The following is a 24,521-nucleotide window of genomic DNA, read 5'->3' on the forward strand; positions in this document are numbered from 1 at the left end:
AATTATACCTCTTTTAATATTCTAACAAATTCATCAGATAATTCAGAATGTTCCTCAAAACCTGTTAATTGGTTAAATATTTCTTCTAAAGATCCCTCAAAGCTAGAATTTTTTATTTCTTCAAAATCGCCATCACAAACTATATTTCCTTGGTCTAATAATATTATTCTATCACTTAATTTTTCAACAACTTCCATTATATGAGACGAGTAAAAAATAGTTTTCCCATCTTCTTTTAATTTATATAAGATTTCTTTTATTAATAATACACTATTTGCATCTAAACCACTTAATGGTTCATCTAAAAATAATATGTCTGGATTATGAAGAAGTGCACTAATTATTACAACCTTCTGTTTCATACCTTTTGAAAAAGATGATAATCTAGATTCATAAGCATGTTCTATTCCAAGAACTTTCATTAGCCTTTTAGATTTTTCATCACATTTATTGCTTTCAAGACCATATATTTGTCCTACAAATGTTAAATATTCTTTAGCTGTTAAACTCTCATATACTTTTGCTATCTCAGGTACATAACCAATTCTATGCTTATAGTCATTAGTTTCATCTTCTATATCTTTGCCAAATATAGATACATTCCCACTATATCCTTTTACAAGACCTAAAAGTATTTTAATAGTTGTACTTTTACCTGCACCATTAGAACCTATATATCCTATAATATTCCCCTTTTCTATCTCTAGGTTAATCCCCTTTAAAACCTCCTTATCACCATAATTCATCTTAAGGTCTTTTATTTGTATAACCTTTTGAACATTATCCATCATCATCACCTCAATCTATACTTTATGCCATTATATCATAAAATAAGAGTATATCTAACTTCATAAGCCAAACATACTCTTATTATTTTATATTGCTTTTTCTAAATTTTCATTTTGATCTATATCATCTGCTTTATTAGATTTTGATATTATATTAAACACTATATGCATTGCCATTCCTACACCTATCGCTAATACTAAATCAAATACTATTGTAAGTATAAAAGTTGTGTAAAGAACTATTACATCTTTTTTAGGTAAATGTAACATTTCCTTCATTTCCTTCCATTCTCCCATATTATAAGAAACTATTATAAGTATAGCCGATAATACAGTCATAGGAATTAGTTTTGCAAGCGGCATTAGTATTACCATTATAAGAAGTAATGTTACTGCATGTACAATACCTGAAATTGGACTTCTTCCACCACTTCTAACATTTGCAGCTGTTCTTGCTATTGCTCCTGTTGCTGGTATTCCACCAAATAAAGCTGATGCTATATTTCCTGCACCTTGAGCTATAAGTTCTGCATTAGAATCATGAGTATCATCTATCATATTATCAGAAACTACGCACGACAATAAAGACTCAATGGCTGCTAATATTGCTATCGTAATAGCAGGTTGAATCAATGGTATTATTGATTTTATATCCACTTTAGGTATAGATGGTGCTGGTATGCTTGAAGATATGTTAGAGTACACACTTCCTATTGTATCTATGTTTATACTAAATATTTTAACAACTGCTGTTGCTACTATCAGTGCTATTAAAGAACCTGGAATATTTTTATTTACTTTAGGCCAGTAAATCATAAGAATTATACAAGCTAGTCCTACTATAAATGCCATTATATCAAATGTATTTATATTTTCTATGTAGCATTCTAACTTTTCAAGTGCTTCTGCTGGTACATTTTGAATTTGTAATCCAAAGAAATCTTTGAATTGCGTTATAAGTAATGTTACTGCTATCCCACTAGTAAACCCTACTGTTATAGTTTTTGGAACATATTTTATTAGATCTCCTAATCTCAATACTCCCATAATTATAAGTATAATACCCGCCATTATAGTAGCTATGATAAGACCGTCAATACCGTGTTGTTGAACTATTCCATAAACAATAACTACAAAAGCTCCTGTAGGTCCACCTATCTGTACTTTACTTCCTCCTAATAAGGAAATCACAAATCCAGCAAATATAGCTGTTATAAGTCCTTTTTCCGGTGAAACTCCAGAAGATATAGCTAATGCTATTGATAATGGAAGTGCTATTATTGCTACTATAATACCAGATACTATATCTTTTTTAATTTGTTGCTTATCTAAGTCTTTTTGACTTAACATTTTAAATAACTTTGGTGACATTAATTTACTCCTTTCATTTTTTCATCCTTATACATCATACTCCTCTATATTATTAAAGTCAAAAGGTTTTTTTGCTATATTTATAATATTTTTAAGTTATTATATTAACTCTTTATTAAAATATAGTGTTTTTTAATAACAATTCTTAATATTTTATTTTAAATCAAAAAAAAGTGGTGTAATAATAATTCATTCACCACTATAATACTTTTAATTATACTATTTATTTTGTAAAAATATTTCTTATTGAAGTCCAAATCTTTTTCAGCCAAGATATTTTTTCTTCTCCTTTTAATGAATCTATATTTTCTACTGATTCTATATTTAAAGTATCGTTCTTTTGGTTTTGTACTTCTTCATTATTGTCTTCTTTTATTTTTATAGTTACATTTAATATATTTTCTCTATTAGCCGTATCAGCTGTTATAATGTTAGATTCTATTTTTTCACCATTGACATTCATAAAATCTACAGATTTTTCAGTATACTCTTTTCCATCTATTATAACTTTATTACTCATTTTGTCCTCCATAATCAAAATACATACTTATTTTTATTAGTATGCATATCTATTTTATTTTGAAGCATTTAAAAGAACTGTTTTTATTTCATTTAGCATATTTTTTAATTCTTTAAAATAGTTAATAAATGTCATACTTTGATAATTAATATCTGATGTTAATTTTTTATAATCTTTTGATTCCATTTCAAAATATTTTTGTCTTACATCAAATAAAAATTTTGTAAGATAGCTTCCTATATAATAGCTATTTGGATTAAATTCAAATTCATCTACCACTTGCATTACATATAAAAATTTTTGTAAATTTTCATCATTTTCATCCATTTCTACTAATGATTCTTTAATTTGCTTTTCTAATAATTCACTACAAATTTTTATGCACTCATCACTTTTATTAATAAAAGTATCTATATGATTATATATTTGATTTATTATTTCATCTGCATTTAAACTTATATTTTTATCAGCTTTCAATTTATAAACACGTTTTTCATATCTATTTGATATTAATAATTCATCTAGATCTTGATGTCTGGCTCCTTCTATTTTAGCTCCATAAGATGAGTTTATAAATTCTAGTTCTTCATTTTCATCCTGTATAAGCCTTATATACTCTTCTATTTTTTGTCTAAAAAAATCTAGTGTTTTCGTAGTTTTTATATTATTTCCATATACATCTTCTACTGTAATAAAATTAGGGCATGGTACTTTACTATCCTCATCAAAAGTGGCATTTTTAGAGTGATGATTTCCATAAGTGTAGGCACAATCTTGCCCTACTAAAATTATAGGATTGCATCCCATTATTTTAGCTATATCTATACAAGTATGGGCTACAGATCCTCCACTATACGTTCCTGTTAAATTACTAAAATCTTCTATTGTTTTTGAAAATAATTGCGATATATATATCTTATCTCCTTTGTATTCTTTCATTAACTTTTTATTGCTATACTCATAAAATGCAAGTGGTGTATCTACATCCATAAAGCCTTTCATCATCTCATAATTCACAATAGCAGGATCAATTGATACTACTAAATTTGGTATAATATCATTTTTTATAAGCGTTTTTAAAGTTCTATTTCCTGCTATTATAAAAAATTTATCTAAATTTTGCTTATGCTTTAACATTGTTTCAATATTTTTATCTAATGACGGTCCTGCTGATACAATTATAGCTGGAATATTCTTATTGCAGTCTATATAAGAGTTTAAAGGAGATGAGCTATTTATCTGATATAAATTTGATAGCATATTTTCAAAAAATAAATCTTTAAATACATTGTCTAGACTCAATGATGAAAATGCTACATAATACCTTTCATCTAAAAGTTCTATAAATTTTTCATACTCTTGTTTATATGCTTTATCATAATTTCCAAAACAATGCACATGAAGTCTATTAAAATTTTTATAATTTATTAAAAAATTTAATACACCTTCTATTACTTCTTCCTCGTATAAAACTAAACTTATATTGTCTCTTGCAACAGTTTCATCATAAATATCGTATATATCTTTATTCGGTTCTATTATTATTACCTTATTATAACTACATATATTATCTTTTAGTTTCTCTATATACTCTGCAGTGTCTAGTCCAAATATAAATACTATTGAATCAAATAATAGTCCACCTAACTTATCGATTAGATCATCTATATTTTGCTTATAATTTCTCTTATCACCTAAGCAATATATTTTATCATTTTTCTGTAGCTCATATAAATAATAACCATCCTCGCTTTTAATTTTTTTTAGTTTAGACATAATTCCTCCTAAAAATATAATATCTATAAAATCAGAGATTAGCCAACTGGCTAATCTCATATTTTATCTATCCATATATCTTAATAGCTATATTATTGTTTGAAGTTTTAACTGTTACTGCATATCTACCATTTGCATCTGTAAATGTTATAGCATATGCGTTACCTATACTACCAACTGCACCTGTCCAAACTACTACAGCTGCTCCTGATAATATTGCACTACTATATTTTGCAGTCCCTCTCACTATAGCATTCGTCCATAATTTACCTGTTAAGTTTTTAGAAAATATTGGATGTAACTGCTGAGTTACTGATATAGCTGTATATTGATTTGGCATATAACTGTTTCTAGTTGCCATAAATGTCAACTCCTAATATATTAAATTTAAGGATTTAATTCCTTAGTATAATATATTAATTTCACCTACTTATGTTACATAATTTTATTTTTTCTGCACTTTATAATACTTTTACTAACTCAATACTTCCTTTAATTTTAAAGATATAATATTTTTGTGAATATGTTTTATCAATTTCATAGGTAGGATTTATTAGTATTTTATAGTCATCTATTACAAAAGTTTCATCTATATTTAAACAAAAATCTATATTACAAGAGATACAATCTGGCTGTAGTGCATAAATTGTTAAATCTTCAGTGCATTTAGATGATGTATAAAGGGCTATCGAATAATTTAAATATAAATAAATATACATATGCTTATACTTAGCAATTGCATTTATAACATCTTCACATTCAGGGGGTGTCAATTTAAAATTAATTTCATCTATACTTGAGTTAGTATAAAGTTTCTTTATTCTAGGATTATTTCCATAGCAAACTATTCTATCCAAATCTACAGGGTCTATCTCATCTTTTTCAACATCTATTAATAAATCAATTTTACCTATAATGATATTTTTTCCATTTACCTCTATATCGCAAGTTGCTGACTTAGTCTTATCAAATAATGATGTCACTATTACTTTAGTTTTACCTTCACCAAGGCCTGTTACTACCCCATCTTCATCTACTATAGCTATATTTATGTTTTCTGATTCATAATCAATTTTTTGGTAATTTGAAATATCTGCATGTATTGTTGGATTTAAGATTACATTTGTACTTATTTTTTTTGATTGTGCAATGTTTAAAAATAAAGATGTAGGTGTTACTTCTATTTCTTTTACTTTTATACCTACATCACCCGTTATCTCTCCATTTGATCCTGATCCTATATCATAAGCACTTCCTGACCCTTTAGCAGTTATTTCTCCAGCAACTAAAAGTATATTTCCACTTAGATTTCCACCATAACCACTGCCTATCCCTGCTCCACCATATTCACCTATATAAGCGCCTCCTATAGCGTTTACTTTTCCTCCTTTTATAATAACATTTCCACTTAAATCACCTCCATTTTTCACCTTAATGCCACTTCCTATTCCCGCTCCCCCTTCTCCGCCAGAGGCTAAAATCTCTCCACTGTTTATTAAAACATTTCCACTTAAATTGGCATCATATCCTCCTCCTATACCTGAACCTATACTATACTTTCCAGATATACAATTTATAACTCCTCCATTTATATATACATTTCCACTTAAATCACCACAACATCCTCCTCCTATAGCTGCTCCTCCATAATCACCTGGTGTTATATTTATAATTCCACCATTTATAGTTAATTTACCTGATAAATGACCGCCTCCATTAGTACCATTTCCTCCCCCTATTCCTGCTCCTTCTCTTGTTGATATTATATTAATATTTCCACTATCTATAGTAACTTCACCTTCTAAGTCTTTACCATACCCACCTCCTATTCCTGCTGCAGAAGTTCCTGAATATATATTTAAATAAGAATTTTTATCCCCTTTTAATAAAAGTACACTTTTTCCATTAATATCTATTCCACCATAATTATCAGCACTTCTTATAGTATTATTAGACAAAAAACTTATTATAACATCTGCCTTTGTTCCTAATATTATCGCTCCTGTTGATTTTTTTTGTACATCTATATCAATTTCATTTAATTCTATACTGGCTTTACAATTTATGTAGATATTATACTCTGTAGTCTTTCCTATAATTTGATAATCTCCCTCTTCATCTATCACAATATTTTGCTTTGAAACATCTAGTTGTATCATTTTATCTCCTCCCTATAAAAAATTAACAGCGTACTATTAACTATAAAAAGTAATGGCCACTTACCATTTTATGAATAAGTGACCAAGCAATATTTTTTGTCTATTAAAAGAGAGATTCCATAAACACCTCCCTCAACTGTGAACGTTATGCCTACCAAGTTTTTATTTTCTGTATCTCCATCATTATATATTTCATAGACTACTATAGCTGCGCCTTCCAAAGGTATACCATTTGGTTGATATACGATTCCAGTTAAAAAAAAGTATTTATTATTTGCTAAAGTAGTACTTATATCCAATATTTGTTCTTCAATTATTTTTTTCCCTGATACTATTATTTTTTTAGGCTCACTCATCATATTCTCCTACTTATCTCTGATTTCTAACTTGATGATTTTTAGGAATTTAGTGGTGGAAATATACCAAGTTCATAAAATTTATCTTCAAATGCTTCTATAGCTATTAAATAGTATCCATTTATATCTGTAATAGTATATCCTAAAAATTTCGTAGTTTTACTTAAAGGGTCTACTTCAGTTACGGTTACAACTGCACCACTTACCAATTCTTGTTTTTCATCATATATAGTACCTTTTAAAATATATGTTTTTTCTGGCATTGTATTGCCTCCAAAAAATAATTACATCTCTTATTACCAGCATATGATTTAATCTTTTTTTTGAGACTAAATTCAAACAATTTGTAAAAAAATAAAGTTCTAAATGCACAAATTAAGAATTTGTACTAATTTAGAACCTTTATTTTTTATTACACTTAAAATTATATTTTATCTAAAAAAACTACTAACTACATATATTTTTACTCTAAGCTATCATGTTGATAGTATATACATATATTACGTCCTATTCCTAATTCTGCAAAGCTTCTATATACATTTATAGTTTCTTCTATAGATATTTCACACATTAAATTATCCAGTTCATTTCTAGCTTTTGCACAATCCTTACCTACTTGCTTATTTATTATATAATTTGTATTTTTATTTAATAAATTTATATCAATTGGAAATTCCATATAATAATCAGCTGTTTTTAACCCTAATTTATTACCTAGATTTTTTAAGGACTGTAAAGAAAAATAATTTATATGATCTGGAGGAGCTACCCAATATGGCTTATTTATATACTCTTTTTTCCATAAATACTCTTGTAACACCGAAAAATCATTTGGAACTCTAACAACAAATACTCCTTTAGTCGTCAAAAGAGATTTTGCTTTTTTTATTAATTCATTTGGCCATAATACATGCTCTAATACATTCATACAAACTATTAAATCAAATTTTGAACCATTATTAATTAATTTATCCATGCTTCTATACAAATCACCTAGTATTATTTTATCACTAATTCTTTTATTTTGATTTTCGCATGCATATTTATTTAAATCTAATCCAGTTACTTGATAACCCTTTTTATCAAAAAAATTAAGTGCAAATCCTTCTCCGCAACCAATATCTAAAAACGATTTTTTTTCAGCATTATTTAGCTTTTGATCTAAATAATATATTTTTTCAGATTCATTATTTATATAAATTATTTCATCTTCAGTATAATTAAATTTATAATTTTGACCAACTTTGTTCTCTATACTCTCTTCTTCTGTTTTAATAAAGTACTCTTCTTCATATAAATGTTTTAAATCTTCTTCTTTAGGCATATTCTTATATCTATAATATCCTTCTAATGTTAACTCTACATCATTATACATACTAATCACCCTTTGATTTTAAATATAGTATTTATTATTATAATATTTTAATATTTCCATAATTATATTATCAGTTCCATTCTTAGAGACGAATCTTAGAGATGTCTCACTCATTTGCTTTCTTTTATCATAATTACTCATTAATTCTTTTGTTGATTTTTTTAATTGTGATTTAGTTATTTTAGAAAATTCTCCTAGGTTAATCATTATATTTAAATCTTCTACCTTTTTAGCTGCATTGATTTGATTTTCAGATTGAATCGTAGTTATGGATGGTATACCAAGAACTGCAAGTTCATAAATCGTACTTCCAGAGCTAGTTATTGCTATATCATTATTTAACATTACCCGACTCATGCTTTTAGGATTGTATATTGCATTAAATTTAGTATTATCTCTAATTATTGTTTCTATATCTTCTTTATATTTATATGAATTTCCTATTACAATATCTACCTTACAATCTAGTTCATATATACTTTCTAATACTATTTTGGTAAAATTATTTATATCAGATCCACCCATGGTAACAAGTATTTTATTAACATTTTGCTTTATTTCAATAGGTTCTTTATTTGCAAATTCTTCTCTCAATATTGTATATTTACTACCTAATAATAACTTTATATTTTGGTCTACTTTATTATATATTATATCAGTTGCGTATAAGTTTCCATTTATTACTATATCACTTGGATATTTGCATATTCCATTATCATCTATAGATACTAGTAACTTAGGTTTAGGTTTAATTTCTCTTAAGTAATATTCATTTATATAATACGAATCTGTTATTAATATATCAATTCCATTCTCTTTTATTATATTGTTCACTATTTTTAGCTCTTCATATAATGTTTCATAAGTTATACCTATAAATTTTATTTTCTCATATTTCAATAAACTTTCTACATCTTCATTTTGATTCGTTATAAATATTATTTCTAAATTTTTTTGGTTGAATTTTTTATAAAGAGCTATACATCTTACAATATGTCCCATACCTATATTCTTACTTCCATCTGCTCTTATCGCTATTTTAGGCATTTTATCTCCTTATCCGAGTTATTTTTTTATTTCCTGCAAAATCAATATTAGATCTAACAAATTATAAATTATATAATCAGGTCCATATTTTTTCTCTAATTGTAAATCACCATACTCACTATATTTATTTTTTATTTGTACCGTTTTATATCCTATTTCTCTAGCTCCAATAAAATCTTTATTAGGATTATCACCCACATAAATAATTTCACATGGTTTTACATTAAATAATCTTGCCATTTCTATAAAAGATTTAGTATTTGGCTTAGAGAAGCCGTCTCCAAAATCACCTGTTACTATTATATTGTCAACGTATGTTTTTATATCTAATTGCTTAATTTTATTCCATTGAACAATAGAGATACCATCTGTTATAATCCCAGTCTTATAGCCCTCTTTTTTTAAAAATTTTAAAATTTCCAAGCTTTCAACAAATAGACTAATTTTAGGCTTAGCATTTCTGTAAACTTCAACTAGATCATCTATTGGTATATCTATACTATTTTCATCACACACTATATCAAAAATTTTTCCTCTGCCATGAGCATCTAAAGTCTTCATCATTTGTTCAAAAATAAATTTTGATTCTAAGTTTTTCTTATTAGCAATAAATTCACTTACTATCTCAAATGCACCATAAACAAAATCTTTCTCACTATATAATGTATCATCTAAATCAAATACAATTGCTTTTATCATATTAATTACTCTTCGTATACAGCGAAGTCATATCTAATCATTGTCAACTCTTTAAAATTGTAGATTCGCTCTATACTCTCCCCATCATACATTTTTTTTATATAATTGCCATAATCTATTCCACTCTCAAAGGATAGAGGTACACCTCCACCAAACCTACAGTTGATTTCTATAAAATAAATTCCACTATCATTAACTATGCATTGTATAGTTAATGGTCCTTTTATATCTCCATATTTTTTAAGCTTATATATTAATTCCTCTGTTTTTTTAATTATTTTAATATTTTTTTCTACCCTACTTTTACTTACCTCTCCACTTCTTACTTCTATCCTTACCCTTGGAACTAAAGATATAATATTTGCATCTAAATCTAGTAATACATCTATAGTATATTCTGTTCCTTCTATGAATGATTGTATAATTGGATTCTTGACATAATTTAAAAAAAATTTAAGCTCATAGCTATTATTTACTTTGAATACATCGATGCTTCCCATTCCATTTATAGGTTTTATCATTAAAGGATAATCTATATCTTGATTGTTGTCTATTCTACTTTGAATTTGTTTTTTAGAGTATGAGGTAGGACTTATTATATTATTCTCTTTAAAAAACTTATGTGTTGAAATTTTATCATTACAAATCTCAATTATTTCTTTAGATGATAATAAAATTTCAACTCCTATAGATTTGAATTTTTCTCTATTATTTTCTAAAACTTCAAACTCCTTTTCATATAAAGGTATTATTAAATCTACATTCTCTATTTTGCATATTTTTATTATTTCTCTTATATATGATTCGTCTGTACAATTTGGTACTTCATAAAATTTATCAACAAAATTTTTAGCTGCATTTAGACTTGAACAATCTATACCCACTATATTTAAACTTCGTCTTAAATAATTTAATAATTGAACTCTTTTTCCTATAGCTGTTATTAATACATTCATATTTTTTTACCTACTCTTTCTTATTACATCCCAACTAAGAGGCGTTCCTTTTTTTAAATCACAAATTGCTTCCATACCAAGTACTTCATTGTAATATTTAGGCTCTAATCCAAAAGCTGGTCTTATTGATTTTATATTTTTGTTAGTTAATTTCTCCCCTTTTTTAATATCCTCTACAACAAATAGAGATCTACTATGTTCTTTGCTTTTCACAGCTTTTTCACTTAGCTCATACGTTACCCTTCCAATAGCTTTTTCAATTAAGCGTATATTGTCTACTAATTCTTTAAATTCATTTATATCCAGAGAGAATCGTGAATCAGGACCACCTAAATTTTTATCTAATATTACGTGTTTTTCTACAACTCTCGCTCCCATAGCTACTGCACCTATAGGAACTACACTACCTAATGTATGGTCTGATATTCCTGTTATGACGTTAAAAGTTTCAGCTAAATTTTTAATTGTTTTCAAATTTACCTCTTCTATTGGTGCTGGATATGCACTCGTACATTTTAATAATATAATTTGATTGTTATTACATTCTAAACAAGTTTTTACTGCTAATTCTATATCACTTAAAGTAGCTATTCCTGTTGATATAATTATTGGTTTTCCTTTTGATGCAACATATTTTATAAGTTCTATATCATTTATTTCAAATGATGCTATCTTATATACAGGTACTTTTAATGTCTCAAGAAAATCTACAGCGGTAAAATCAAATGGAGTTGAAAAACAAATTAGTCCTTCCTGTCTAGCTACCTCAAAAAGTTCTTTATGCCATTGCCATGGTGTATACGCTTCTTCATATAATTTATATAATGTAGTTCCATCCCATATAGTTCCTTGATTAATTTGAAAATATTTATTATCACAATCTAGTGTTATAGTATCTGGAGTGTATGTTTGTAATTTAATTGCATCCGCACCAGCTCTTTTTACTTCCTTTATGGTTTGTTTTGCTATTTCTATATTATTTGCATGATTTGCTGATAATTCAGCTATTATAAATGTTTTTTCACCTTCTCCAACAATTCTTCCATCTATATTTACCAAATTCATCACTCCTTGAATTATTCACCTAGTTTTTTTTGTTTTATATGTTGATTTATATTGGCTATTTCAGGATATTGATTCAAATATGATATTATATCTTCATAAAAAAACATACTATCTTCTTTATAAATATTGTCATATATATTTTTTATAACTAAATAATCCTCATACGTATCTAATGTTAATCTGTAATTTTGATATTTATTACTATTATAATAATTTTTTATTGTAAATTTATCTTGATTTAAATATATATAAGGGGTTACATGCTCTTTTTCATATTCTAGAGTTGCGTTTTCATATGCTTCTTTTAATGAATTGAATGTGAAAATCTCTACATCAAATCCTCTTGGAAAAGTTTCTTTTAATGAGTTACTTAAGTAATCTAATTGATATTTTTCATTTTCATTATTAAAATCTATTATCATATTATCTATTATTTTGGGATCAATTAAGGGGCAATCTGATGTTATTCTAATTATAGTCTCATAGCCTTTGTCAAATGCTGTTTCATAGTATCTTGAAAGTACATTATTTTCATCCCCTCTATAATAGTTAACACCTATTTTTAAACATTCATCTACAATCTTGTCATCTTCTTTGTTTGTTGTTGTAGCTACAATAATTTGATCTATTAAATTGCTTTTACTAACTCTATATATTACATGTTCTAGTACAGATTTCCCAGATAGTTTTTTTAAAACTTTTCCTGGTAAACGTGTAGATCCTAATCTTGCTTGTATTATACATAGTACACCCATAATACCATCTACTTTCTATAATAATTAAGCACTTTTTTTAGTGCATTTGTAACATCACTTATATCTTCTTTTGTCATACTTATATGAAGTGGTAATGTTATCATGGCTTTATATAATTCTTCTGCTCTAGGGCACAAGCCTTTATTGTATCCTAAGTTTTTATAATAAGGGTGAAGGTAAACAGGTAAATAATGTACATTAACTCCTATATTTTCAGCAAGCAATGCTTCAAATATTTCTTTTCTTCCAACTTTAAATTTTTCTAACTCAAGTTTTATTATATATAAATGCCTACTTGTATCAGAGAATAGTTCTTCTTTTTGAATAATTATCCCATCTATTTTTGAAAGTTCTTCATTATAAATTTTTACAAGCTCTTTTCTTATTTTTATAAAATCATTAATTTTATTTAGCTGACTAATTCCTAAACCGCATTGTATATCTGTTATTCTATAGTTATAACCTAGATCTATTTGCTCATAATACCACGGTCCTTCATCTTGGCTAATTAATAGATCTTTCTCCTTTGTTATTCCATGAGTTCTAAATAGAATTAATTTTTTGTAAAATTCTTCGTTATTAGTAGTTACCATTCCTCCTTCACCAGTTGTTATAGTTTTTACAGGATGAAAACTAAATACTGTCATATCTGATATACTACCTATGCATTTATCCTTGTATTTTGTCCCTATAGCATGTGCTGCATCTTCAATTACTATAAGTTTATTTTTCCTTGCAATTTCTTTTATAGCATCTAAATCTACACTTTGTCCTGTAAAATCCACAGGTATTATTGCTTTAGTATTACGTGTTATTTTTTTTTCTATATCCTCAGGATCTATGTTATAGGTCTCAGAATTTATGTCTGCAAAAACTGGTATTGCATTACAATATAATATACAATTTGCTGATGCTGCAAATGTTATTGGAGAGGTTATTACTTCATCACCTGATCTTATCCCTGCTACATAACATGCTGCATGTAACGCTGCGGTTCCACTAGAAAAAGATACCGCATATTTTGAATTCACATATTTTGATATTTTTTCTTCAAATTCATATACTACTGGACCTGTAGTCAAATAATCTGATTTTAATACTTTTATAATTTCTTCTATATCATCTTCATCAATTTTTTGTTTTCCATATGATAAATAGTTTTTTCTAATTGGACTGCCTCCATATATAGCTAATTTTTCTTCCATATAAAAACTCCTTATCTTTTTATTTTTTACAATCCTATCTTTTCTATTTTTTTTCTCAAATCATTTTCATCTAGCCACTGATTATTATTGTTTGAATTGTATTCAAATCCATTTTCTATAAGCTTTCCTCCTTCTGAGAAAAACTCAGACTTATTCCACCATTCTAAATTCGGATAAATGATATAGTGTTTTTCATATTCATAAGTAGTTCTTGAATCATCTTTTGTTATCATTACTTCATGTAACTTCTCACCTTCTCTTATTCCGACCTCTTTTAATGTGCATGTTGAAAGCATTGCCTTTGCTAAATCAGTAATTTTAAAAGAAGGTATTTTGGATATATATGTTTCTCCCCCTTTAGATTCTTTTAAAGCCTTCAACACTAATTCAATCCCTTCTTCTAGACTTATCCAAAATCTAGTCATATTTAAATCTGTAATTGGGAGTTCTGTGTATCCTTGTTGTATTAAACTTCTAAAAAATGGGATTACTGATCCTCTACTACCTGCTACATTTCCATATCTAACAACAGAAAATCTTGTTCCCGTTCCTCCAGAATATGCATTCGCAGATATAAACAATTTATCAGAAACTAATTTAGTTCCTCCATATAAATTTATAGGGTTAACTGCTTTATCTGTTGAAAGTGCTATTACTTTTTTTACATTTTTATCTATAGCCGCATCAATTATATTTTGCGCCCCGTGAATATTAGTTTTGATAGCTTCAAATGGATTATATTCACATGCAGGCACTTGCTTCATTGCTGCAGCATGAATTACATAGTCTATCCCTGTAAAAGCTCTATATAATCTATCCTTATCTCTAACATCTCCTATAAAAAACCTTACTTTATGAATTTTATCAGGAAACATCAATGACAATTCTTTTTTAAATAAATCTTGTTTAAACTCATCTCTTGAAAATATAACTATTCGTTTTATATTGTAATTATTCAAAATATTTTTAGTGAAATCTTTTCCAAACGAACCCGTTCCACCTGTGATTAATATTGATTTATCATTTAACATTTATATGTCTCCTTCTTAATTAGATAAAAGTATTAAATTAATACTTTTATTACAATATATACTTTTAAGGTTGTGATTGGTACAAAAAAAAGTCACCAAATTCATTTGGTGACTTAAAATTTATTTAACTGTTCCTATAGTATTAAATGGATATAGCCTTACCACAACTTTTCCTATTATTTCATCTTCATTTATAGGACCTAAATTTACTTGTCTACTATCTCCACTATTTGGTCTATTATCCCCCATAGCAAATATATGATTTTCTGGGACTATTATATCTATATCTCCGTCTGTATATGCATCATGTATATAGTCTTCTTTCAATACTTTTCCATCTATTATAACTTGGTTATCTTTTATGACTAAGTGTTCTCCTGGTAATGCTATAACTCTCTTCACTAAGTCCTTTTTCTTTCCACTTTCATAGTCAACTAAGTCTGTTTTAAATACTATTATATCTCCTCTTTTTGGATCCTTTGTCTTATATGATAGTTTATTTACAAATAAATAATCTTTATCCTTTAAAGTAGGATACATAGACTCTCCGCTTACTATAGTAGGCGCTACTACTGAAGTTATTATTCCTGCTAATACTAGTGCTACAGCTATAGTTTTTACCCACTCAAAAATCTCTTTTTTTAATTTACTGCTCATAACATACTCCTTAACTTGTATTTTCTATACTATTTTATCATAAAAATATACTATTTAAAATTATTTATAATTTGAGTTTTTCTTCATATTCATATATATTATTTATTTTTATTTACAGATACATGTTTATTATTTTTTATAAAAAATCTCCATAAATAATCTTTTGCTTCTTGTGCATAGTCTATGTTTATCCTTTTTCCATTTTCTATTTCAAAGTTGCTATCGCTATATATTTTATTATCTCCTTCATAGTAAAAATCACTTATATATAATTCATCACCTAAAATACTTTTACTATTTAGAGTTTTATTTATATTTAAAGCCATGCAAAGTTTACCTGGACCATTTGTTATATTCTTTTTTTGATAGTTTGTCAGTTGTGCATATTCTTTTTTAAATCTATTAAAGGCTATCTCATCTAAATTAGTTATTGGCTCTACTGCTCTTATTAAAACACATTCAGGTATACCTTCATTATTAGCTGATACGTTTAAACAATAATACATTCCATAAATCAAATAAACATATATATGTCCTCCTTCTAAATATAGTGGCTTTGTTCTTTCAGTTTTTTTATCCCCATATACATGGGCTCCTTTATCCGTAATCCCCATATAGCTTTCAGTTTCTACTATTTTCGTTACTATAGTTTTTCCTTCATATTTTCTTATTAAATATTTGCCAAGTATTTGTTTTGCAACATTTATACCATCTTGATTGAAAAATTCTCTGTCCAACTTTATACCTCTCTTTATAAAAAAAATTATTTTAATATTTATATTTTAAGTATACCATTTAATATAGTTTTATATAATTCATATTTTCAATAACATATTTTTTAGTTTTTATGTAAGTTTAAACCCAATAAAAAACTACCTCTAATTAGCTTCTACTTTTGAGGTAGTTTTTCATAAATTTATTTATTCTATTGTTTTTAAATTTATAGCTTTGCTTTTTGTATAAATATAACTACATATAATTGAAGTAAGTGGAGAAACTATAACAAGCCCTATACATCCTACAAATGTATGCAAAATTTCTGAAGATATAAACTTTGTATTTAGTATGCTAAGTAAAGGAGTCCCTTGTGCCATATAAACCATCATAACGGCTATAAAGCTTCCCATATATGCTAATAATAATGTTGTCGTTTGAGAACCTACTATAGACTTACCTATAGTAATTCCTGAAAGTAATATTTCTTTTTTAGATATATCTGGTTTTTTATCTACTAGCTCTTCAATTGCAGCTGATATATCAATGGCAAGATCTAAAATTGCTCCCGAACAAGACAAATAAATTCCAGCTTGATATATAAGCGTTAAATTAACATTTTGGTATCCTGCATACAAAAGTGATTCTGACCACTGCATAACTGATCCATGTATATTAAACATTTTTCCAAATACTATAGCTAATATGCAAGTTAAAAGAGATGTTAATATACTAGAAATTATTGCACAATAAGCTTTTTTAGTGAATCCAGCAACTAATATTAATGTAATTATAGAAATAATTCCTCCTATAAATAAAGCTAGTAATATAGGCTGATACCCTTTTAACAGCATTGGTATAAATAATTTTAATATGCAAGCCAATGTAAACGCAAATGATATAATTGTTCTAATACCTGTTATACCAGAAAATATTAATAGTGAAACCACAAATAAACCTATCAAAAAAATTTCTGAATCTATTCTATAATGATCTATCATATTAGCAAATAAAATTTCCCCTTCTTTGCTTTGTTCTATAAGTACAAAGGCTTTATCTCCTTCTTTAAATATCTTGTCCTCTTCTAACTTTCCACTTAATAAATTTACTCCTTCAATTTCTTTATTTTTTAGTTTTCCATTAAGTATTTTTATTTTACATCTTTGCTCACCTTGTTTTACCAGACCAACTTGATAGACATTAGAGTTATCTACACTTATAACCTCAGCTTTTACACCTTGAGAATTTATATATAGTTGTTTCTCAAAACCAGTTGGAATTAATAATAATATTATTATCCCAATTATACAGATAATAGAAAATAGAAAATCTTTATTTTTTATTAATGATTTTTTATTTCTCAAATTTTCTTTTTTAATCAATTTTCTCTCCTAATATGTTTTATTTTAATCCGCATACTTCAACTAATTTTTTAAATATATCAGTATTATCATAAGACCCATTAAACACTTCACTAGATGCTCCCATAGCATACACCGGCACTGGAACACCTGTATGAGAGTATGATGTCCATCCTATCCCTGCTTTGTTATTTATTATATGAGTAAGTGTTACAGATAAAGGCTCATAATTACCATATATTACTTCACCTTCTTTTCTTTTATCTTTTTCTTTCATCGTTTCTTTAAAGGCATCTTGTAATTTTTTATATTCATAATCAGAAATAACTAAATTTTTATTATCTTTCTTTAATGCGTCTTTATCATCTTTAGTAATAAGACCAAAATTTTCTTTTATTATAGGTAATAAATCCTCTAATTTACCATCTTTTTCTTTAGTTTTTTCTTTGTATTTATTTAACAGTTCATTAAATTCTACATAAGATATTTTTTGATTTTGTAATATATCAAATGCAGTATCATATCCAGTTGTTGCTTGTCCTATAGACATCCCACCTGTTTCATGATCTCCTGTAACTAATATTAAAGTTTCGTCAGAATGCTTATCTGCAAATTTTACAGCTTCATTGACAGCTTTGTCTAATTCTGATACATCACTTATATTTGTCATAGCATCATTTGCATGTCCTGCCCAGTCAATTTTTCCTGATTCTACCATCATAAAAAATCCTTTATCATTTTTAAGTACATCTATTCCTTTTTTCACAAAATCATTTAACATCAAAGAATCTTTATCTGTATCTATACTATACTCCATAGCAGAAGAATCTTGTATCTGTGGATTTATAGCATATACCTTTCCTGACTCACTATTTAAAGACATTATTTCATCTTTATTATCTGTAATGTTATATCCTTTTTCCTTTAATATATCAAAAGCATCTTTTTGATTTTTATCTAATCCTTTAGGATTTAATAAAGCACCTCCTGCAAAATAGTCAAAGTCACTATTGGCCATTTGCTGTGCTATATCATAATAATTTCCTCTAGATTTTGTATGAGCATAAAAAGCCGCTGGTGTAGCATGATTTAATGCTACACTACTTACAATTCCTACTTTATAACCTTCTTTTTTTAATTTTTCTGCAATAGTTTCTGTTTTAGTTTTTTTATCTGCTGCTAATCCTATAACCCCACTTTGAGTTTTAACACCACCTGCTATAGATGTTGCTGCTGCTGCTGAGTCTGTTATAAATGATGTGGCATTTTGAGTTGTTGCATTTCCTATAACAGGAAATTGTGTAAATCCTAGTTTTTCTAATTCAACCTTATCTTTATTCTTTATAGTTCCATTATATACTTGTGCTGCATTAACTTGTGTGTGTGACATTCCATCCCCTATAAATAGAAACACATATTTGGGCTTTTTAATATTTACTTGTCCTACATTTACTTGTGATTCTTTGATTTGTTCTAAACATTCGTTAGTTGTTGAACATCCTACTAACGAACTCATTATAAGTAGTGATGATAATCCTAATACTATAATATTTTTTATTTTTTTCATTTTTACTTCCTCACCTTTTGTACATATATTGTTTCTTATATTTATTATCATAAAGTTATTTTATTAAAATGTTATTAGGTATTGCTTAATCAACTGTTAATATTATTTAAATTATGCCAACTATAGAATAGTTTTTGCCTACTTATTAAAGTTTAATACTCTTTTAATATGAAATCAATTAAACTATATCCATATATTTTTTCTAATAATTCTGAATTTGCCATTGTATGTTTTTACGTTTTATATAAATAAATTTAGTCTAATTTATAGTACAACTCACTTTTAAAGAGTTTCTTAATATTATATATCATAAGTTGAATTTTATAGAGGTGATTATTTTGTATAAGGGGTACTTAACAATAAAAATTACTGATGAAGAAAATAATTTTCCTATTGAGGGTGCAAAAATTAAAATATCTACAATACCTAAAGATGAATGTAAAAAAAGTAAAATTCTCTACGATAATCTACTTACTAATTCTTCTGGGCAAGTAAAAAAAGTATTGCTCGATGCTCCTAATTTCATGTATTCTCAGGTGCCTAATTCTCCTAGAGCATACAGTACTTATCTACTTGAAGTTGAAAAGGATGGCTATGAAACAATAATAATAGAAGGAGTCCAAATATTACCTTGTATCGAAGCTATTCAAAACATATCATTACCTAGGTCTTCTAAGCTATCGAAATCCAATATAAAAATTTACACTATAGGAAAGCATTCTTTATACGGACCTTATGAATCAAAAATATTAGAACCATCTTTAAAAAAAGTACCGTATGTTTTACCTTATGTTGTTGTGCCCGAATATATAATAGTTCATGACGGGTTGCCAAGTGATAAAAATGCTCCAAACTATTGGATACCATTTAGAGATTATATAAAAAATGTTGCAAGTTCTGAGATTTACGCAACTTGGCCTACTCAAACCATATATGCAAATGTTATTGCTATAGTTTCTTTCACCTTAAATAGAGTTTATACAGAATGGTATAGAAACATGGGATATAACTTTACTATTACTTCAAGTACACAATATGATCATAAGTTTATTTATAACAGAAATATTTTTGACACTATAAGTATTGTTGTTGATAATATATTTAATGTTTATATACAAAGACCTAAAGGTGCTAACCAACCACTTTTAGCTCAGTATTGTGATGGTGTACAGACACAGTGCCCTGGAAAAATGACTCAGTGGGGTAGTAAATATTTAGGAGATCAAGGATACCAATTTGAAGATATATTAAAATATTATTACGGATATAACATAGGACTTCAAGGAACAGATATGATAAAAGGTGTTCCATCATCATTTCCTGGATATACTCTTTCTCTTGGCTCAAGTGGAGAAAGTGTTAAAATAATTCAAGAACAATTAAATGCAATATCAAATGCATATCCAGCTTTACCTAAAATTGCAGTTGATGGTATATATGGTCCAGCCACTAGAAACAGCGTACTAAAATTCCAAGAAATCTTTAGAATGAATCAAAGTGGTGTAGTTGATTTTGCGACTTGGTATGCTATATCTAAAATTTATGTAGCTGTTACTAAAATAGCAGAATTTAATGATTAAATAATAAAGAGGATTATAACTTGGTTATAATCCTCTTTATTATTTAATATTTTAAAATTATATTGCGTGTTTATTTCACTTTATATATTCTTTTAACTTGATTATATTTTCTTTCATATTAGGCTTTATACACCACATATTTTTATACGTTATGGTTTCAAAGCTACCTTCATAAGGTATCATATATTGATTAACTTCAAATTCTTTATCAGAGAATATCTTTAATCCTAATTCTTTAATATAGCTTACTGGAATATTTGTACTTATTTGGCCTATTATCTCCATATTGATTTCAAACTTCTTATCTGAAGGCTGTTTTTCATATTTTTCTAAAATGCTTTTTAAAACATTTCTTTGTCTTTGAGTTCTTTCATAGTCTCCATTACCTTTTTTTCTAATTCTAGAATAAGCAACTGCTTGTCTTCCATTTAATGTTTTAATTCCATTTTGCGTTATATAGTCTGTACCTTTTTTTAAGTTTTCTATTTTATTTATTTCTACTAAGTTTGCATTAATCTGCTCAATTTCATAATCTTTAAGTTCAATATCAACTCCACCTACTATATCAATAACTTTAGCTAAACTATAAAAGTCTACAGATACATATTTATCAATATCTAGATCAAAATTTGAATTTATTGTTTCAAGTGAAAGCTTCGAACCACCATAAGCATATGCATGATTTAATTTATCTTGCCCATGTCCGTCTATTTCTACTAGCGTGTCTCTTAATAGTGAAACTAAGTTAATAGTTTTCTTCTCTAAGTCTATGCTAGCTATTATTATAGAGTCCGATCTTGATTTTTCATTTTCATTTCTTTTATCTATACCAAATAACGCTATATCTATATGTTTTTCATTTTTTAATTCATTTTCTATATTTGGTATATTTTTAGTTGGATTTTCTTCGTTTTGTGATTTATATATTATAAATCCTAATAATCCTACTAAAATTAATAAAAATAATAATATAGCAATAATTATTTTATTATTTAGTTTTTTCACATCTATTCTCCTTAGTATTCTATATTTTTTATGTCTATAATATCATACTTCATATAATCAACTTTAACATTTTATATAAAAAAGTCATATTTTATTATAATAAAATATGACTTTCTAAAAAAATATTATTTTTAATAATTCTTATTTTAATTTTTAGATATGCATCTTAAATTTTCTACAAACTTTATTACCATATCTTTTTTTGTTGCCCATGAAGTAACCAATCTTATACAAGTATTTTCATCATCTATATTTTTCCATATAGCAAATGAATAATTTTCTTTTAACTTATCTATAACATCATTTGGAAATATAGGGAAAATTTGATTTGAAGGTGAATTTACTAAATAGTTGTATCCTAGCTCACTTATTCCATTTCTTAATATATTTGCCATATCATTTGCATGTTGTCCTATTTCTAAAAATAAATTATCTTTAAATAATTCTACGAACTGTATTCCTAAAAGTCTTCCTTTTGCAAGCATTGCTCCTCTTTGTTTTAAATGATATCTAAAGTCTTCTTTCAAAGAATCTTTACAAATTACTAATGCTTCACCTAATAATGCTCCATTTTTTGTTCCCCCAATATAAAAGGCATGTACAAGGTTTGATATGTCGTTTAAGCTTAAATCATTTTCTTGTGAACAAAGAGCTGATCCTAATCTTGCTCCATCCATAAATAATAATAAATTATGTTCATCACAAACTGCTTTTAATTCTTTTAGCTCTTTTTTAGTGTATATAGTACCTATTTCTGTAGAATTTGATATATACACAAGCTTTGGCTTTACTACATGTTCATTAGTATGAGATTTAACAGCCTCTAATACATGATGACTCTTAAGCTTTCCATCATTAGAGTTCATAGCTATTACCTTGTGTCCAGTGCATTCTATAGCACCTGTTTCATTTGCAAATATATGACCTGTATTTGCTGCTATACAAGCCTCGTGAGGTCTTAGAAAAGATGCTATAGCTATTAAATTAGTCTGTGTTCCCCCTGGTATAAAGTGTATGTCTACATTATCATTTTCTAATTTTTCCTTTATTAAAGCTCTAGCTTCTATACAATATATATCTTCTCCATAACCTTCACACTGTTCTAAATTAGTTGTTACTATTTTTTCTAATATTTTAGGATGTGCACCTTCGCTATAATCATTTTTTAAACTATACATTTTGTCTCCCCCTTTAGATACATTTTTTATATAAATACATTTAAATTATATAATTTCATGTTATCATTTTAATTTAAATATATTATACAATTAAATTTCCTAAATTAATATATATAATTACGTTTTCCTCCATAATTTCTTATATTATCAAATTTCAATTTATCTTTTACTTTACATAAAAAAAGAGCTATTTTATAAAATAGCTCTTTTTTTATGTATTTAATTATGCAAAGAATTTAAGAAGTATACCCGCCACTACTGCTGATCCTATAACACCAGCTACGTTAGGTCCCATAGCGTGCATTAATAAGAAGTTTGAAGGGTTTTCTTCTTGCCCTACTTTTTGTACAACTCTAGCGGCCATAGGAACTGCTGATACTCCAGCTGCACCTATCATAGGATTTACTTTTCCTTTTGTAACCTTACACATTATTTTACCAAATAATACTCCAGATGCTGTTCCTACTGCAAATGCTAAAAGACCCATAGCAGTTATTCCTAATGTTTTTGTTGATAAGAATGTATCTGCATTAGCTGTTGCCCCAACTGTAAGTCCTAACATTATTGTAATTATATACATTAATGAATTTTGGGCAGTTTCAACTAGTTTAGGTACTCTTCCTGACTCTTTTAATAAGTTACCAAACATAAGCATTCCTATAAGAGGAGCTGCCGTTGGAAGTAGACCTATAACTAATACCATAACTACTATTGGAAATATTATTTTTTCCTTTTGTGAAACAGGTCTTAACTGTTCCATTTTTATATTACGTTCTTTTTCTGTTGTTAATGCTTTTATTATTGGTGGCTGTATAACCGGAACTAATGCCATATATGAATAGGCAGCTAATGCTATTGGTCCTAAAAGATGTGGTGCTAACTTAGATGTTAATTGTATCGCTGTAGGTCCATCCGCACCTCCAATTATACCTATAGATGCAGCCTCAGGTCCTGTAAATCCTAAGAATATAGCTCCTAAGAATGCAAAGAATATACCAAATTGTGCTGCAGCTCCAAGTAATAAAGTCTTTGGATTAGCTATAAGTGGCCCAAAGTCCGTGCTAGCTCCTATACATAAAAATATTAGTGGTGGAAATACTCCTAATTTAACCCCTTGGTATAAATAGTAGAATAACCCCCCTGTACTATCCTGTGTTGCTTCTTTCATTAAATCTGCGCCTGGCATATTTGCAAGTAACATACCTACTGATATAGGTATTAATAAATATGGTTCATATCCCTTTTTAATAGCTAAATATAAAAATATACATGCTATACCTATCATTATAAGTTCTTTGTAAGTTATCATTGCAAAACCAGATTCAGTAATAAACTTAGTTATTATATCACCCATTT

The 24,521-nt window shown here is 27.2% G+C and carries 24 protein-coding genes; 1 reads left to right on the forward strand and 23 read right to left on the reverse strand.

All coding sequences use genetic code 11. The features are described from left to right. Window positions 1–2: 2 nt before the first annotated feature. The 20 genes from BLP75_RS03955 to BLP75_RS04050 form a co-directional block, all read right to left on the reverse strand. Window positions 3–788, reverse strand: a complete 786-nt coding sequence (locus BLP75_RS03955; RefSeq protein ID WP_242872377.1) for an ABC transporter ATP-binding protein — start codon at window positions 786–788, stop codon at window positions 3–5. A gap of 87 nt (window positions 789–875) precedes the next feature. Next, window positions 876–2,159 (reverse strand): SulP family inorganic anion transporter, encoded by a 1,284-nt coding sequence (locus tag BLP75_RS03960; RefSeq protein ID WP_092723130.1) that lies wholly within the window; start codon window positions 2,157–2,159, stop codon window positions 876–878. Window positions 2,160–2,382: 223 nt separating this feature from the next. After that, window positions 2,383–2,679: a hypothetical protein gene (locus tag BLP75_RS03965; protein WP_092723132.1), complete on the reverse strand. Its 297-nt coding sequence runs from the start codon at window positions 2,677–2,679 to the stop codon at window positions 2,383–2,385. A gap of 54 nt (window positions 2,680–2,733) precedes the next feature. After that, on the reverse strand, window positions 2,734–4,455 hold the full coding sequence (locus BLP75_RS03970; RefSeq protein ID WP_092723134.1) for a motility associated factor glycosyltransferase family protein: 1,722 nt from the start codon (window positions 4,453–4,455) through the stop codon (window positions 2,734–2,736). Window positions 4,456–4,522: 67 nt separating this feature from the next. Then, window positions 4,523–4,816 (reverse strand): hypothetical protein, encoded by a 294-nt coding sequence (locus BLP75_RS03975; RefSeq protein WP_092723136.1) that lies wholly within the window; start codon window positions 4,814–4,816, stop codon window positions 4,523–4,525. A 100-nt stretch (window positions 4,817–4,916) separates the two neighbouring features. Further along, window positions 4,917–6,614 (reverse strand): Ig-like domain-containing protein, encoded by a 1,698-nt coding sequence (locus BLP75_RS03980; protein WP_092723138.1) that lies wholly within the window; start codon window positions 6,612–6,614, stop codon window positions 4,917–4,919. 68 nt (window positions 6,615–6,682) lie between these two features. Continuing rightward, window positions 6,683–6,970: a hypothetical protein gene (locus BLP75_RS03985; protein ID WP_092723140.1), complete on the reverse strand. Its 288-nt coding sequence runs from the start codon at window positions 6,968–6,970 to the stop codon at window positions 6,683–6,685. 41 nt (window positions 6,971–7,011) lie between these two features. Further along, the gene (locus BLP75_RS03990; protein WP_092723142.1) at window positions 7,012–7,233 is read right to left on the reverse strand and encodes a peptidase associated/transthyretin-like domain-containing protein; all 222 of its coding nucleotides are present in this window, start codon (window positions 7,231–7,233) and stop codon (window positions 7,012–7,014) included. A 200-nt stretch (window positions 7,234–7,433) separates the two neighbouring features. Continuing rightward, window positions 7,434–8,345, reverse strand: a complete 912-nt coding sequence (locus BLP75_RS03995) for a class I SAM-dependent methyltransferase (protein WP_092723144.1) — start codon at window positions 8,343–8,345, stop codon at window positions 7,434–7,436. Between the two features lie 18 nt (window positions 8,346–8,363). Further along, window positions 8,364–9,392: a UDP-2,4-diacetamido-2,4,6-trideoxy-beta-L-altropyranose hydrolase gene (gene pseG / locus BLP75_RS04000; RefSeq protein WP_092723146.1), complete on the reverse strand. Its 1,029-nt coding sequence runs from the start codon at window positions 9,390–9,392 to the stop codon at window positions 8,364–8,366. An 18-nt stretch (window positions 9,393–9,410) separates the two neighbouring features. After that, entirely contained in the window at window positions 9,411–10,091 is a 681-nt protein-coding gene (locus BLP75_RS04005) for an HAD family hydrolase (protein ID WP_092723148.1), read from the reverse strand. A gap of 5 nt (window positions 10,092–10,096) precedes the next feature. Next, window positions 10,097–11,047, reverse strand: a complete 951-nt coding sequence (locus BLP75_RS04010) for an ATP-grasp domain-containing protein (RefSeq protein WP_092723150.1) — start codon at window positions 11,045–11,047, stop codon at window positions 10,097–10,099. A 6-nt stretch (window positions 11,048–11,053) separates the two neighbouring features. Next, window positions 11,054–12,106 (reverse strand): pseudaminic acid synthase, encoded by a 1,053-nt coding sequence (gene pseI / locus BLP75_RS04015; RefSeq protein ID WP_330385773.1) that lies wholly within the window; start codon window positions 12,104–12,106, stop codon window positions 11,054–11,056. Window positions 12,107–12,123: 17 nt separating this feature from the next. Further along, window positions 12,124–12,867: a cytidylyltransferase domain-containing protein gene (locus BLP75_RS04020; protein ID WP_092723154.1), complete on the reverse strand. Its 744-nt coding sequence runs from the start codon at window positions 12,865–12,867 to the stop codon at window positions 12,124–12,126. An 8-nt stretch (window positions 12,868–12,875) separates the two neighbouring features. After that, the gene (gene pseC, locus BLP75_RS04025; protein WP_092723156.1) at window positions 12,876–14,072 is read right to left on the reverse strand and encodes a UDP-4-amino-4,6-dideoxy-N-acetyl-beta-L-altrosamine transaminase; all 1,197 of its coding nucleotides are present in this window, start codon (window positions 14,070–14,072) and stop codon (window positions 12,876–12,878) included. Window positions 14,073–14,098: 26 nt separating this feature from the next. Beyond that, window positions 14,099–15,103 (reverse strand): UDP-N-acetylglucosamine 4,6-dehydratase (inverting), encoded by a 1,005-nt coding sequence (gene pseB / locus BLP75_RS04030; protein ID WP_092723158.1) that lies wholly within the window; start codon window positions 15,101–15,103, stop codon window positions 14,099–14,101. Window positions 15,104–15,223: 120 nt separating this feature from the next. Next, window positions 15,224–15,760 (reverse strand): signal peptidase I, encoded by a 537-nt coding sequence (lepB, locus tag BLP75_RS04035; protein WP_092723160.1) that lies wholly within the window; start codon window positions 15,758–15,760, stop codon window positions 15,224–15,226. A 98-nt stretch (window positions 15,761–15,858) separates the two neighbouring features. After that, window positions 15,859–16,497 (reverse strand): DNA-3-methyladenine glycosylase, encoded by a 639-nt coding sequence (locus BLP75_RS04040; RefSeq protein WP_092723162.1) that lies wholly within the window; start codon window positions 16,495–16,497, stop codon window positions 15,859–15,861. A 183-nt stretch (window positions 16,498–16,680) separates the two neighbouring features. Further along, entirely contained in the window at window positions 16,681–17,856 is a 1,176-nt protein-coding gene (locus BLP75_RS04045; protein WP_242872378.1) for a YibE/F family protein, read from the reverse strand. A 19-nt stretch (window positions 17,857–17,875) separates the two neighbouring features. Then, window positions 17,876–19,402 (reverse strand): alkaline phosphatase, encoded by a 1,527-nt coding sequence (locus tag BLP75_RS04050; RefSeq protein ID WP_092723164.1) that lies wholly within the window; start codon window positions 19,400–19,402, stop codon window positions 17,876–17,878. 338 nt (window positions 19,403–19,740) lie between these two features. On the opposite strand from BLP75_RS04050, the gene BLP75_RS04055 reads away from it, so the two are divergent. Next, window positions 19,741–20,982: a peptidoglycan-binding protein gene (locus tag BLP75_RS04055; RefSeq protein ID WP_092723166.1), complete on the forward strand. Its 1,242-nt coding sequence runs from the start codon at window positions 19,741–19,743 to the stop codon at window positions 20,980–20,982. A gap of 75 nt (window positions 20,983–21,057) precedes the next feature. Here BLP75_RS04055 and BLP75_RS04060 read toward each other — a convergent pair whose 3' ends face one another. The 3 genes from BLP75_RS04060 to BLP75_RS04070 all read right to left on the reverse strand — a co-directional run bounded on the left by BLP75_RS04060 (window position 21,058) and on the right by BLP75_RS04070 (window position 24,519). After that, complete coding sequence (locus BLP75_RS04060; protein WP_170139150.1) at window positions 21,058–21,987, reverse strand: LCP family protein; 930 nt, start codon at window positions 21,985–21,987, stop codon at window positions 21,058–21,060. Between the two features lie 146 nt (window positions 21,988–22,133). Continuing rightward, on the reverse strand, window positions 22,134–23,165 hold the full coding sequence (locus BLP75_RS04065; protein ID WP_092723170.1) for a threonine aldolase family protein: 1,032 nt from the start codon (window positions 23,163–23,165) through the stop codon (window positions 22,134–22,136). Window positions 23,166–23,388: 223 nt separating this feature from the next. Further along, window positions 23,389–24,519 (reverse strand): sodium ion-translocating decarboxylase subunit beta, encoded by a 1,131-nt coding sequence (locus tag BLP75_RS04070; protein ID WP_092723172.1) that lies wholly within the window; start codon window positions 24,517–24,519, stop codon window positions 23,389–23,391. Window positions 24,520–24,521 lie beyond the last annotated feature (2 nt).

This window comes from Romboutsia lituseburensis DSM 797, from assembly GCF_900103615.1.
In the GTDB taxonomy this organism is placed as follows: Bacteria; Bacillota; Clostridia; order Peptostreptococcales; family Peptostreptococcaceae; genus Romboutsia_F; species Romboutsia_F lituseburensis.

What these genes read in the sequence shown, in the direction of transcription:
- BLP75_RS03955 (WP_242872377.1), bottom strand. Translation starts at nt 788, where the DNA reads ATGGATAATGTTCAAAAGGTTATACAAATAAAAGACCTTAAGATGAAT.
- BLP75_RS03960 (WP_092723130.1), bottom strand. Translation starts at nt 2,159, where the DNA reads ATGTCACCAAAGTTATTTAAAATGTTAAGTCAAAAAGACTTAGATAAG.
- BLP75_RS03965 (WP_092723132.1), bottom strand. Translation starts at nt 2,679, where the DNA reads ATGAGTAATAAAGTTATAATAGATGGAAAAGAGTATACTGAAAAATCT.
- BLP75_RS03970 (WP_092723134.1), bottom strand. Translation starts at nt 4,455, where the DNA reads ATGTCTAAACTAAAAAAAATTAAAAGCGAGGATGGTTATTATTTATAT.
- BLP75_RS03975 (WP_092723136.1), bottom strand. Translation starts at nt 4,816, where the DNA reads ATGGCAACTAGAAACAGTTATATGCCAAATCAATATACAGCTATATCA.
- BLP75_RS03980 (WP_092723138.1), bottom strand. Translation starts at nt 6,614, where the DNA reads ATGATACAACTAGATGTTTCAAAGCAAAATATTGTGATAGATGAAGAG.
- BLP75_RS03985 (WP_092723140.1), bottom strand. Translation starts at nt 6,970, where the DNA reads ATGAGTGAGCCTAAAAAAATAATAGTATCAGGGAAAAAAATAATTGAA.
- BLP75_RS03990 (WP_092723142.1), bottom strand. Translation starts at nt 7,233, where the DNA reads ATGCCAGAAAAAACATATATTTTAAAAGGTACTATATATGATGAAAAA.
- BLP75_RS03995 (WP_092723144.1), bottom strand. Translation starts at nt 8,345, where the DNA reads ATGTATAATGATGTAGAGTTAACATTAGAAGGATATTATAGATATAAG.
- pseG (WP_092723146.1), bottom strand. Translation starts at nt 9,392, where the DNA reads ATGCCTAAAATAGCGATAAGAGCAGATGGAAGTAAGAATATAGGTATG.
- BLP75_RS04005 (WP_092723148.1), bottom strand. Translation starts at nt 10,091, where the DNA reads ATGATAAAAGCAATTGTATTTGATTTAGATGATACATTATATAGTGAG.
- BLP75_RS04010 (WP_092723150.1), bottom strand. Translation starts at nt 11,047, where the DNA reads ATGAATGTATTAATAACAGCTATAGGAAAAAGAGTTCAATTATTAAAT.
- BLP75_RS04020 (WP_092723154.1), bottom strand. Translation starts at nt 12,867, where the DNA reads ATGGGTGTACTATGTATAATACAAGCAAGATTAGGATCTACACGTTTA.
- pseC (WP_092723156.1), bottom strand. Translation starts at nt 14,072, where the DNA reads ATGGAAGAAAAATTAGCTATATATGGAGGCAGTCCAATTAGAAAAAAC.
- pseB (WP_092723158.1), bottom strand. Translation starts at nt 15,103, where the DNA reads ATGTTAAATGATAAATCAATATTAATCACAGGTGGAACGGGTTCGTTT.
- lepB (WP_092723160.1), bottom strand. Translation starts at nt 15,760, where the DNA reads ATGAGCAGTAAATTAAAAAAAGAGATTTTTGAGTGGGTAAAAACTATA.
- BLP75_RS04050 (WP_092723164.1), bottom strand. Translation starts at nt 19,402, where the DNA reads ATGAAAAAAATAAAAAATATTATAGTATTAGGATTATCATCACTACTT.
- BLP75_RS04065 (WP_092723170.1), bottom strand. Translation starts at nt 23,165, where the DNA reads ATGTATAGTTTAAAAAATGATTATAGCGAAGGTGCACATCCTAAAATA.
- BLP75_RS04070 (WP_092723172.1), bottom strand. Translation starts at nt 24,519, where the DNA reads ATGGGTGATATAATAACTAAGTTTATTACTGAATCTGGTTTTGCAATG.